We start from the raw sequence: 12,366 nt of genomic DNA, 5'->3' as shown, positions 1-12,366 counted from the left end.
ACTATTTTTTTGCATTTAAAGGGTGTTTAGTATGATTCACAGCACACCCATTGATGGATTAGAGCGACACACTGCCACTTGCTAGAATAGCCTCTTGTAATTTCTTGATTGCTTTTCTTTGTATTCTAGATACATGCATTTGAGAAATCCCTAATTGTTCTCCAGCTTCTTTTTGACTTAGTTGCTCTAAATATGTAAGCTGAATGATTTGTTTTTCTCTTTCATTCAAAACAACCATTGCCTCGGAAACAATCATTCGTTTATCAGTCATTTCATAGCCGTCGTCTTCCCTACCCAAAATATCGAATAGTGTTACAGTACTACCATCTGAATCTGACTCTATTGAATGATCCATAGAAAGAGCTTGATAACTACGGCTCATTTCCATAGCCTCTAATACTTCTTCCTCCGCTACCTCTAAACGCTCGGCAATTTCTTGAATGGATGGAGAACGCTGCAATTCAATAGTCAGCGCCTCCACCGTTGATTTGATTCTCGGCCCAATTTCTTTTATGCGTCTAGGCACATGAACATCCCATGTTTTATCACGTAAAAAGCGCTTGATTTCCCCAACAATAGTCGGTACAGCAAATGCCTCAAAACTACGGCCAACATTTGGATCAAAACGTCTTATTGCACCTAATAAACCCAGCATCCCTACTTGAACAATATCATCATAATAAGATTTACCATTCGAATACTTACGTGCTATTGACTCAACTAGATATCGATAATGAATCACTAGATTCGTTTGCGCTTCATCATCCTCCGTTGATTGGTACAATTCAATCCACTTTAATACATCTTCCTTGGATGAAGATTTATGTAGTGATTCTTTCGACATTTTTTTCCACCTGCTCCCTAGTGACATACTTTGTCATAAAGACAGTTACGCCACCATCGTTATTGATCATCACCTCATCCATCAAAGTTTCCATTAAATAAAGCCCTAATCCACCTTCTCTTAGCCCTGCAATATTTTCCTCAGGATGGTACGGTCCAATTTTAGTTTTAATCTCCTCGAAATTAAAACTATTGCCGTAGTCAGCAATCATCAATTCCATTTTATTGTCGTATAACGCACAGCCGATGACGATTTCGCCTTCTTCATCTTCTTTATAAGCGTGATGCACGACATTAGTGACAGCCTCACTTGCAGCAATTTTCAAATCTTCGATATCATCATAATTAAAGCCAATCCTGCTTGCTAAGCCAGAGACAGTTAACCGAATAACACTGACAAATTGCGGTTTAGCAGGAACTCTAATTTCAATATAGTCAAATTCCTTCATTATCTTAATTCCACCTTTTTATCAGTTTCGATATCCATCAAATCACTCAGTCCTGTAATTTCAAACAATCTTTGTAATCTAGTCGATAAACCAACGAGCTTCACCTTGCCGTTTTCACGTAATGTTCTTTTATAAAAGGCAACAAAAATCCCGAGTCCTGTACTATCCATGTAATTTACTTTTGATAAATCGAGTTCAATTTCCAATCCTTCTGTAATTTTTACAGCTTCCAATTCTTCACGTAATCCTGATGCCGTAAACGTATCAATTTCACCTTCAACATAGCCAAATAATTTATGATCAATTTCTTTAAAATGTATTGTAACGTCCATATAGCACACCTCCACCATATTTGTTAGACTATTTTCTGTTCCCTGTTTCATTAAAACGTAAACCTATTTTTTTAAAATAACTACAGTAAAATCATCTGTCAGTTTAAAATCCTGTATTTTCTCTATCTCTCTATATAGAAGCAAACACAATTGTTGAGCTGATAAGTCCTTATTTTCTTTTATGAGTGCTGAAATAATTTCTCTTGAATTTAAGTCATCCTGCCCTCTAAATTCTGTTACTCCATCGGTCATCATGATGATCAAATCATCTTCCTCTAAAACAATTTCATGAAAGGTATATTTGGTTTCAGATAACACACCTAGTAATAAACCTTTAGCTTCTAAAGGAATAAATTCATCTTGCTTGGCTCTATAATGCAAAGCCGGCTCATGTCCTGCAGATGCATAGGAAAATATGTTTTGGCGAATATCTAAGCATCCATAGAACATAGAAACAAACATACTATCATCAACACCTTTTTCTATTACCCTATTAATGACTTCTAAAACATACGAAGGATCTTTATAGGCATAACCCAATGTCTCAAGTCCGTATTTTACCATAGACATACATAAGGCAGCAGGTACTCCCTTTCCTACAACATCTGTTACTGCCACACTTAAATATTCCTCTCCATCATGAAAAAAATGAACATAATCACCATTCATTTTACGAATAGGAATAGAAATCATTCCTATATCAATACTCTGTAGCTCAGGCACATATGATTTTAATAAGGTCTTTTGAATGTTAGTTGCAATCCTCATTTCCAATTCATACTCAGCCTGTTTTTGTAGTAAACTTTGATGCTCTCGATGTGCCATACCATAATGCACCATAACTTCAATAAGAAAATCATATGCTGGCTGCGATTCACCCATTCGATTAGGAAATATTGCTTCTACAGCATTTTTATGAATACTAACAACATCCTCAGGGGCTATACTTTTTTGAATTAATTGACGTGTGAAATTTTGAGCAATATATAAATTTTTTTCTGTTTGATTCAACATATAATCTGACAATATTTTTTTATACTGAGCTTCTAATTGTTTCAATTTCTTCACGTCCTAACGCAGCCATTTTTCGGTCCTTATTGTTGTACCCTCTCCAATGACAGATTGGATGTGTAAGCTGTCCATCAATCGCTTAACCCCCGGAAGGCCAGCACCTAGCCCCCCCGATGTAGAATAACCATCCTCTGTTACTTTGCGAATATCCTTAATTCCAGGTCCTTGATCAGTTGCAACAACTACTATTTTCTTTTCAGTTTCTGTCTCAATTCTTTCAATTTCAATTATACCTATACTGGCATATAAATAAATATTTCTTGCTAATTCACTAATAGCTGTGGTTATACGAGCTTGATCAACAGTGCCAAATCCAAGTGCCTTTGCCTCATTACGCCCCAGTTGTCTTGCTGTAATAATATCCCACTCTGTAATAATTTCAACCGAAGACTTACTTGTCACTGCTGTCCCTCCATTTCCTTACGGAGTAATAACCTATTACTTTTATTCGACATATTACACACAAACTATATAGTTTTTATAAATGGAATATTCTATGTATATTTTCATATACCTTTAAGAATTTTTTCAATAATCTATTTTTATTAAAAATCTTGTGTATATCTTAAATCTTTTTTTATTATTTATCAAATACGTCATAGCATAATAACGAAGAGATTTTTTGCTACCATCAAACATTTCAACATTCCTCCTAAGTTCTAATGACATAAGAATTCCAAAGTATACGAAATAAATGAAGGAATAGAAAAGACAAAAAAGCATCGAGATATCAATTATCTCGATGCTTTCTATACACATATGTATATCAAAATTTAACTAGACCTAAACTGATCATCAACGCACCATCAACTTTTTCCATCACAGCATGATCAAGTTGTGTAATACGATCTGTCAATCTTGACTTATCAATTGTCCGCACTTGTTCTAGCAAAATAACCGAATCACGTTCAAAACCATACTTTTCAGCATTGATTTCAACGTGTGTCGGTAACTTTGCCTTTTGAATCTGTGCAGTGATAGCCGCGATGATGACAGTCGGACTAAATCGATTGCCAATATCATTTTGAATTATCAGCACCGGCCTAGTGCCCCCTTGTTCAGAGCCTACTACCGGTGATAAATCTGCAAAAAAAACGTCACCACGTTTTACATTCAAAGTGTCATCCCCCGCTTACGAGACGCTCCACCATATGTTGTGCTTCATATTCTGCATGCAAGCATTCACTCGCGATCATTAAATTAATATGAGACATTTCAACATATCCTTTAATCATAGCTTCCCGTATTTGATTTGGTTGCTCCTGCATTAAATTTTTGCGCGCTAAAGAACGCACAAAAGATTCACCTTCAATTACTTCCTTTGTTTGTAGAAATAGTCTGTCTTGAACAGCAATTGTAGCTTCTCTTAACTTTTTTTCGTACACAGCAAGCACCTCCAACGGAACCATACACTTTTCATTACTTCCCATTCTATCATTGAAAGATATTGTTGAAAAGACATGAAATGACAAAATATCTGACAATTTGAAGTACAAATTGTAAAAATATGTTGGCTGTCGAAGGTATATGACGAATAATTATTATTGCAACTTATTACCAATTATGATTCATTTGGAAAAGAAATAGGATCTCCAGTGCTTATTAATTGACCAAATTCTTCATACTGGCATAAGTTGAAAGCTAAAATATATTGGCATAAGTGTGTTCATTAAAAGTATATTCTAGGAACTCTTGCTGTGATCATGCATGGTATTTCATAGTTAATCGTTTCAAGCTTAGTTGCCCATTCATCGATGGAAATCCTATTCTGTCCTTGTTGGCCAATAAGTGTTACCTTCTCACCTATAGCATATGCTTTTGGTAGGGCAACCATACATTGGTCCATACAAATTCGTCCAACAATCGGCATTCTCTGTCCATCAATTAAAACCTCTTGTCCACCTAACTTACGAATAACACCATCTGCGTAACCTATTGGAAGTGTTCCAATCCACATTTCTGTTGGCGCAACATATGTAGCTCCATAGCCTACAGATTCACCTTTTTTTATTTCCTTCACATGAACAAGTTCACTTTCTAGTGAAAATGCAGGTTGTAAGGCAAAGGGTAGGATACTCTCTACATAGGAGGACGGTGATAAACCATACATTGAAATCCCATATCTAACAGCATCATACTGTAAGTTAGAATCCTTTACTAATGAAGCAGCTGTATTAGATGCATGAACAAGTGGCGGCTTTATCGGCAATACTGCTAAACAGCTTTCAAAAAATTGTACTTGCTGATCAAAATAAGTTGTATCTTTCTCATCCGCTGTTGCAAAGTGCGTAAATATTCCGTTCAACTCTACATTATCAGTGGACTCAATTGTTTGATACAATGCTAACAAATCCTGCTCAGAGCGAATGCCGATTCTACCCATACCACTATCTACTTTCATATGTAGCTGTAAAGGAAGCGCTTCATTGGCTATAAGTGGTGCTGCTTGCTGTACCCACTCACTTCCATACACAGTGAGCATAATACGCTGTTGAGCTGCGAAAGGAGCAAAGGAAACTGGAGATGCACCTAATATTAGTATGTCTGGGTCTTCAAAATGTGCTCGAATATGTAATGCTTCATCAGGCGTTGCCACTGCAAGTATTGTGGCACCAGCCTCAAGAGCTGCCTGTGCTACGGCTACATCTCCATGACCATATGCATTCGCCTTTACTACAGCAATTATTTGAACATTAGGTCGTATAAATTTTTTTAAATTTTTGACGTTTTGTTGGATTGCTTGTAAATTTATCATTGCTTTCGTTGGTCGAAAATATTGCTGTGTCTTCATAAGAATACCCTCTTTATTTTTAATTAAAACATTATGTACTACATACATATTTTTTATTTAGCTTGTACAATTATACGTTTATTAGTCCTGAAACGTTTACTTTATAGACAATCACTTAACATTTTCTAAACCACAAATTTTTATATTGTCAATAAGCTACAGCTTTCATGAACTAGAAAGCTGTAGCTAGAAAAGTTACTTCATACTACCTATCGTCATAGATGTAGCAACTTCAATCATTTCTTCACGCGTTAGTTTACTGGAAGCTACAAAGAATTCAACACCATCTTTTTCCCAACTAACTGAAGTATCTGTAATCGCACCTATTGTAAATCCTAAATCAACTGGATCACCAGGCGAAGATACTGGTAACATAGAGTTTTCCTTTATCACTGGCTGTTGCATAACTGTAAAGGCTTTTTCTCCTTCAAACGTTAAGATAACGCGTTCCATACCACTTTCTTGAACAACTTTTTCATTCGCCAATTGTGCCCAATTTAATACTGGGTAGCTAGTTTGGAACTCTTGATATTCTACCTCTGCACCAACTGCTTCTTTATCTTCTTTGTCTTCGTTACCATCTTTCTCTGCTGGTGTAGCTTGTTCACCTTTAGTGTTATCTTTATCTGTAAATTGCTCAACTGCATACTCTTTGGCAGCATGCTGCACACCTAGTTTAATTTTCTTAAATGTAATTCGAATTTGTTCTTCTTTCACATCATTCATAATGACAACAGAAGTTGGTAGTAAAGTTTTCTTATCTACTGTAATCACCTGATGAGGCATACTATTTTTATAGCTATTTCTAGTAGCCGCTTCAAATATATATGCTTTCTCTTCCTCTTTCATGACAAGATTTTTATCTTCTGCTAAATCTTCTGCAAGAGCTCCTATTAGATATGCTTGACTATTCTTCTTAGGCCAATCACTTTGGAATTTATACATTTTGTTTAATGTTGGTGTTACAACAAATACGCCATCCGCATTACGCACAATCATTTGAGAAACATCTTTTCCACTTTCCATAACTTCTACACGATAGAAATCAGGTTTAGTATGCCATACTGTTACATTATAATTTCTAGGCTCCCCACCAGATTTGATCTCCATCGTAGCATTTAATTCATAGCCATTTGTCTCTCCCCACTTACCATTCACTTTCTTCAACACTTTTTCCTGTGAGGCTGTACCACATGCCGACAGAAGTAATATCGTACAAAATAAGACGAGCCATTTAACTATTCGGTTGCCCACGCTTTCACCCTTTCTTCTTTCAAATCCACTACGACAATATATGAACCGTATTTGTCAGTTATGTCATTTGTAGAAAAGGCAATATATTTAAATTTACTGGCTAACCTTTTTAGACAACTTCATTCCTATTCTAATAAGATTACTTGCGCAGCTGCATATTGCTTGGAATGCGTAATACTAACAAAACCATTGGCAATCTCCCCCTTAAAATATAAAACGGGTTTTCCAGCCTCTCCTCGTAATATCTCCATATCATGAAGTTTACATTGTTCGCCAATGCCAGTACCCATCGCTTTCGAAAATGCTTCTTTCGCAGCAAAGCGTCCTGCTAAAAATTCTATTTTACGAGTTTCTGAGTAACCATCAAATAATTTTTTTTCCCTTGTTGATAAAATTCGGTCTTTAAATTTATCTGTACGCTTCATCGCTTTTTCAATACGGTCTATTTCTACAATATCAAGACCAATTCCCTTAATCATGTGACCTTCTCCTTTACCTATTTCCAACAAGGCATGTATAATAATTGTAAATTGAGGTGGAGCCATGTTTAGTAGAACAGAAAATTTTAAGCAATATACAAAGTATTATCCTGTTGTGTCAACGTTAATAGCAATCAATTTAATTCTTTATGTATTGTCTCTTTTACCCGGTGTAGGAACTCTTTTGTGGAATTACGGAATTCAAGCGAATTTCCTCGTTCAAAAAGGTGAGTGGTGGCGTGTATTCTCTGCTATGTTTTTACATGCAGGGTTTATGCATGTGTTTTTTAATATGTTTTCCTTATATCTCTTTGGACCAGAGCTTGAAAAAATTGCAGGTAAAGCCCGTTTTATTACAATTTATTTAGTATCGGGTATTGTTGGCAACATGGCAACCTACATATTCTATGATAGTAGTTATGCGAGTCTTGGTGCAAGTGGAGCTATTTTTGGAATTTTTGGTGCTTTTGGGGCATTAGTGTACTATACACGTAGAACAATGCCAATGCTTCGTAAGCTTATTTTACCAATCATCATTATCAGTGTCATTATGACTTTTCTTCAACCGAATGTAAACGTTTTTGCACATTTAGGTGGGCTGGTAACCGGATTCATTCTAGGGCTTATTTATTTACATCCAAAAAGAATTTTAAGCTGGCGCAAACAAAAAATGGCGGGTAGACCATAATTTAAGAGAGGAGCAGCACTATGGGTTTTAAATTAGATCCCATGGCACTGCTCCTCTTTGTATGAATCGCTTTTTACAGGACGACCGTCGCTTCATTGGCCATCTTAATTTTTTTCCATTCAGCTGCCGTTATACCATAAACCACTTGGTCTACATGATGATCATACAGCCACTCCGCATCCCTTAATCGCCCTTCTTCATGAAAGCCCAACACTTTTGGAATCGTACGGCTGCGAATATTTCCAACTGCTACCCGTACTTCAATACGATGTAGCTTCAAATAATGAAAGGCATAATCAATTAATGCTTTCATTGAATTTGTTACAAGCCCTTTGCCTACAAACTCATTCCCTAACCAATAGCCAATACTTGTCCATTTATGTTGCCAGTTGATTTGATGATACCCAATGACACCCGCGAGCTGTCCATCATAGTAAATTCCTGCCTGTATCCCATCGTTATCAGCGTATTGTTGCATAGCCTTTTTTACAAATGCCTCTGTATCTTTAACTGTTTGAACACCATCTACAAAAGGTAACCATTCACGTAATGTATTCCTTGAACGATCAGTCAATGTAAATAAATCATGAACATCACTTAAATCCAATAATTTCAAATAAGCGTCTTCATTAATATCATATTTAAACATAGTCCCCACCCCTTTTGTTCTATTTATTTTATTATAAACTTCATTACCAAATATTTGTATGCAAAAAAGCTAATCCTTCCATAAATTTGAAAGAATTAGCTTTGCATTTAATGTTCATACCAAGATAATATTGTTTCAGCATCTCGTTGTTCCAGACTCGAAACTATACCCGTTGTACCGGATGCTCCAGACATGACTGTTGCTTTTATAGACATAACATTTTTTCTTTTTTGAAAATACGATTGTGTACTTCCCATCGATTGTATACGCTTTTTCTCCACTATCAATGTGATTCGACTGAATACTCTATATTGTAAAGCCAGTTGCTTCCCATCTATTTGATAGCCTGCTGTTTTATGCTGCCAAACCCCAAGTAATATCGTTAATGGTATTAATAGCAATGACAATAAACCATACGGGTAGAAGAAATAAATACATGCACCAATAATAGGGACAAGCCAAATAAAATCTATGCGGTAAAAGAAAGGTCTTGCTTTTTTAGGTGATCGAGTAAAGGAAGGATTCCAATTCATATCTGGAAAAAGATCCTCTAATGTCTGCATACAATCTTGTTTCTTAATGAGTGGGAATAAGGTAATTTTTTTATCTTTCCCCTCTTCACCGTTACCTCCAGCACTCTCAACAACAACCGTTGCAAAGCCTGTTAATTGACGTAATGGATTTTCAACAATACGAATAGCCTGGATTCGGTTTAAAGGTAAGGCTATACGCTTTTTCTCTAAAAGTCCTTTAGTTATGATCAGCTTATCTTCTTCGATACGGACTGTATAATCATAGTAATTAATCAGGGTAATAAGGACAGAAACAACCCAGGCTACTATTAAAATTAACATAACTGATATCGCTATTAAAAAAGCCCCGACTTTCACAAAATCAGCCAACTCATGGAAAACAGTTTCATAAGGAATAATATCTGAAAACTGAGAGGCGATAGCAGCAAGACCAGATAACACAACACCAATCCCACCAGAAGTTGTGGCTAACACTAGTAAGTCACGCATGGACATATGGTAAATAGTCGGCGCGGAAATTGAAATTGAATTGTCTGCGACCTCCGTCTGTTCTGCATATTGTTGGGTTACACCTTCATTTTTGACACGGCGCATTTCTAGTTCAATCACATCTGCCGCTTCTTTACGAATTGCAGTAAGTTCTACTTCGGGTTTGCCACCTTTACTCCCTGCTGTTTCCACCTGAACTTTGACTAATCCAAAAATACGGTGGAAAATTCCTTCATTATAGTTCAAACTTTGAATACGTTCAAACGGAATATAACGCTTCTTTTTAACAAACAATCCATATTTGATACGGAGTTCTCCATCCTCAAACCAATAAACAAATGTCCGCCATTTTATAATGCCCCCAATTAATGCAAGGAGTGCGGCTACTCCCCAGACACCGAAGAGTAAAATGGTATTTAAAAAATGATCACTACGGAAATTTAGTGAAAAGTTAAAGCCATTCGTTATGATAATGATCGCAATAGGTAATATCATACTTTTTAATGCTTTGACGCTCGTAATTACTGCTGATATAGGATGTAAACGATTAATCTCCTTAGACATCATCTTCCGCCACCCTTGCTAATTCAGAGATACGAGCACGAAGTGAATCTGCTTCGTCCATGATAAGTGCGGGAATTGTATGTACGGTTGCTGCCGTTGATATGGAGATATTACCTAAATCATATTTCTTTAAAATCGGTCCCTGTGTCGTATCAACATGTTGGACACGAACCATTGGTATGAGCGTACGTTTTACTACAAATAAGCCATGTTGAACTTCAATTTCATGTTCTCGCACTTCATAGCGCCATCGTTCCCATCTAATTTTAGGAAAAATAAAAACTGATAAAATGGCACTTAATCCTACAATTGCCCCAGCTATGTAGTAAATAAACGTTGGCCACTCAAAATAATAAGTACCATAGCTTACGATTCCTGCTGCAATTAATAGCACCACTGTTTGTATGACACCATATAACCGCCATACAGTTAACCCTTTACGGGAAATTTGATGCACTGGTTGAGCTCTCATTGTCGTTCCCCCTCTTTTCTATATTAGTTTATACGGAATTCATGACCATTTTGTTTCAACTATATACGAAAAAAAACCTTACAGCCAGTATGACTGCAAGGTTTAAATATCCACTTATGAAAATTAATCTTCGTGGCGTCGAGGAGAACGAGAACGACCTTGTCCACCTTCACGACGGCCTCCTTCACGGCGACCACCTTCACGACGACTGCTACTATTACTATTACGGCGATCTCCACCACGAGAGTCACGGCGTCCACCGTAGTTACGATTATTACCACCGCGACCACGATCACCACCGCCACGATTATTGCTAGAGCGTTCACGACGCATTGGTAATGGACGTTCTTCTGAAATTGTTACCGGTGTATCATCTGGCTCTTTCGTTAATGAGCGAAGAGCAGCTGCTACAACATCAATCGCCTCATGATTATCAAGTATTTCTGAAGCAAGTGTACGGTAATCACCTAAGTTGTTATTAGCAATAAGACCTTCAAGAGTATCAAGAGCTAATCGTTGTTGACCTACTAATGCTTCATCTGATGTTGGCGGACGAAGTGGAGTCATACGTTTTTTCGTAGTTTCTTCTACAATACGTAAGTAACCCATTTCACGTGGCGTTACAAACGTAACAGCAAGACCAGATTTACCTGCACGACCTGTACGACCAATACGGTGAACATAAGATTCAGGGTCTTGTGGAATATCGAAGTTGTATACGTGTGTGACACCAGAAATATCCAGACCACGTGCCGCCACATCCGTCGCAACAAGGATATCAATTTTATTTTCTTTAAATTGACGCAATACAGAAATTCGCTTAGCTTGGCTTAAATCACCATGAATACCTTCAGCAAGGTAGCCACGAATTGATAAAGCTTGTGCTAGCTCATCTACACGACGTTTTGTACGACCAAAGATAATAGCAAGCTCTGGTTGGTGAACATTTAATAAACGAGATAAAACATCGAATTTTTCACGTTCAGCTGATTTCACGAAATATTGATCAATATTATCAACAGTTAATTCTTTTGCTTTAATTTTTACGATTTCTGGATCACGCATAAATGTTTCCGCAATTTTACGAATTGCTGGTGGCATTGTTGCTGAGAACAGTAATGTTTGACGATCAGTAGGAACGTTTTCTAAGATGGCATTAATATCATCGATAAAGCCCATGTTTAACATTTCATCAGCTTCATCCAGTACTAATGTTTGCACATCTTCTAATTTCAACGTACGACGATTGATATGGTCAATAATACGTCCTGGCGTACCAACAATGATTTGAGGTCTATTTTTCAGTGCACGGATTTGACGGCCAATTTCTTGCCCACCGTAAACTGATAATAATTTCACACGTTTATCATAGCCAATCTTGTAAAGCTCTTCAGATACTTGAATAGCTAATTCACGAGTTGGAGCAATAACCAATGCTTGGATATTTGGGTTTTTTGGGTCAATTTTTTCAATTAGTGGAATCCCGAAAGCGGCAGTTTTACCAGTACCCGTTTGTGCTTGACCTAATACATCACGGCCTTCAATAGCAAAACGAATAGTACCTTCTTGGATTGGTGTTGCTTCTTCAAATCCCATACGCTTTACAGAGCGTAATGTAGATTCGCTAATATTTAATTCTGAAAAATTTGTCAAACTTCTCAATCTCCTTTTTTTCCTTTTAAGTTGACAAATGGTTACATTTTCAGATGAAGTTGTCGGCAAATTCGAGCCTGTGTAGTGGAACGTTTCCGT

General features: G+C 36.9%; 15 protein-coding genes. 1 reads left to right on the top strand and 14 read right to left on the bottom strand.

Going from position 1 to position 12,366, the window contains the following annotated elements; genetic code table 11:
* Positions 1-58 precede the first annotated feature (58 nt).
* From sigB to acpS, 10 genes are all read right to left on the bottom strand, one after another.
* A complete protein-coding gene (gene sigB / locus PI85_RS03175) occupies positions 59-844 on the bottom strand; it encodes an RNA polymerase sigma factor SigB (protein WP_025114282.1) in 786 nt (261 codons plus the stop codon).
* Positions 822-1,292: an anti-sigma B factor RsbW gene (gene rsbW, locus PI85_RS03170; protein WP_008177047.1), complete on the bottom strand. Its 471-nt coding sequence runs from the start codon at positions 1,290-1,292 to the stop codon at positions 822-824. Before rsbW ends, sigB begins: the two co-directional genes overlap by 23 nt.
* Positions 1,292-1,624, bottom strand: coding sequence for an STAS domain-containing protein (locus PI85_RS03165; protein ID WP_036121014.1), 333 nt, complete (start codon positions 1,622-1,624; stop codon positions 1,292-1,294). The genes rsbW and PI85_RS03165 overlap by 1 nt, the downstream gene beginning before the upstream one ends.
* A 63-nt stretch (positions 1,625-1,687) precedes the next feature.
* Positions 1,688-2,638, bottom strand: a complete 951-nt coding sequence (locus PI85_RS03160) for a PP2C family protein-serine/threonine phosphatase (RefSeq protein ID WP_042737499.1) — start codon at positions 2,636-2,638, stop codon at positions 1,688-1,690.
* 57 nt (positions 2,639-2,695) lie between these two features.
* Positions 2,696-3,097, bottom strand: a complete 402-nt coding sequence (locus tag PI85_RS03155; protein WP_008177053.1) for an anti-sigma regulatory factor — start codon at positions 3,095-3,097, stop codon at positions 2,696-2,698.
* Positions 3,098-3,461: 364 nt separating this feature from the next.
* The gene (locus PI85_RS03150) at positions 3,462-3,812 is read right to left on the bottom strand and encodes a type II toxin-antitoxin system PemK/MazF family toxin (RefSeq protein ID WP_008177055.1); all 351 of its coding nucleotides are present in this window, start codon (positions 3,810-3,812) and stop codon (positions 3,462-3,464) included.
* A gap of 4 nt (positions 3,813-3,816) precedes the next feature.
* Positions 3,817-4,080 carry a hypothetical protein gene (locus PI85_RS03145; RefSeq protein WP_036121020.1) on the bottom strand — a complete coding sequence of 88 codons (264 nt, stop codon included), beginning with the start codon at positions 4,078-4,080 and terminating at the stop codon, positions 3,817-3,819.
* Between the two features lie 284 nt (positions 4,081-4,364).
* On the bottom strand, positions 4,365-5,486 hold the full coding sequence (alr, locus tag PI85_RS03140) for an alanine racemase (protein WP_036121023.1): 1,122 nt from the start codon (positions 5,484-5,486) through the stop codon (positions 4,365-4,367).
* A gap of 195 nt (positions 5,487-5,681) precedes the next feature.
* Complete coding sequence (locus PI85_RS03135) at positions 5,682-6,740, bottom strand: outer membrane lipoprotein carrier protein LolA (protein WP_036121026.1); 1,059 nt, start codon at positions 6,738-6,740, stop codon at positions 5,682-5,684.
* Between the two features lie 125 nt (positions 6,741-6,865).
* The gene (acpS, locus tag PI85_RS03130; RefSeq protein ID WP_036121028.1) at positions 6,866-7,219 is read right to left on the bottom strand and encodes a holo-ACP synthase; all 354 of its coding nucleotides are present in this window, start codon (positions 7,217-7,219) and stop codon (positions 6,866-6,868) included.
* 64 nt (positions 7,220-7,283) lie between these two features.
* On the opposite strand from acpS, the gene PI85_RS03125 reads away from it, so the two are divergent.
* The gene (locus PI85_RS03125) at positions 7,284-7,907 is read left to right on the top strand and encodes a rhomboid family intramembrane serine protease (protein ID WP_036121030.1); all 624 of its coding nucleotides are present in this window, start codon (positions 7,284-7,286) and stop codon (positions 7,905-7,907) included.
* A gap of 73 nt (positions 7,908-7,980) precedes the next feature.
* Here the strand turns inward: PI85_RS03125 and PI85_RS03120 are convergent, their stop codons facing one another.
* The 4 genes from PI85_RS03120 to PI85_RS03105 form a co-directional block, all read right to left on the bottom strand.
* Complete coding sequence (locus PI85_RS03120; protein WP_036121033.1) at positions 7,981-8,556, bottom strand: GNAT family N-acetyltransferase; 576 nt, start codon at positions 8,554-8,556, stop codon at positions 7,981-7,983.
* Positions 8,557-8,663: 107 nt separating this feature from the next.
* A complete protein-coding gene (locus tag PI85_RS03115) occupies positions 8,664-10,142 on the bottom strand; it encodes a PH domain-containing protein (RefSeq protein ID WP_036121035.1) in 1,479 nt (492 codons plus the stop codon).
* Complete coding sequence (locus PI85_RS03110) at positions 10,135-10,614, bottom strand: PH domain-containing protein (RefSeq protein WP_036121039.1); 480 nt, start codon at positions 10,612-10,614, stop codon at positions 10,135-10,137. The genes PI85_RS03115 and PI85_RS03110 overlap by 8 nt, the downstream gene beginning before the upstream one ends.
* Positions 10,615-10,737: 123 nt before the next feature.
* The gene (locus PI85_RS03105) at positions 10,738-12,267 is read right to left on the bottom strand and encodes a DEAD/DEAH box helicase (protein WP_036121042.1); all 1,530 of its coding nucleotides are present in this window, start codon (positions 12,265-12,267) and stop codon (positions 10,738-10,740) included.
* Positions 12,268-12,366: the final 99 nt, after the last annotated feature.

It is taken from the genome of Lysinibacillus sp. A1 (assembly GCF_000801965.1).
Lineage (GTDB): Bacteria > Bacillota > Bacilli > Bacillales_A > Planococcaceae > Lysinibacillus > Lysinibacillus fusiformis.
The sequence above is the reverse complement of the archived record's forward strand: the minus strand, read 5'-3'. Positions and strand labels throughout refer to the sequence as shown.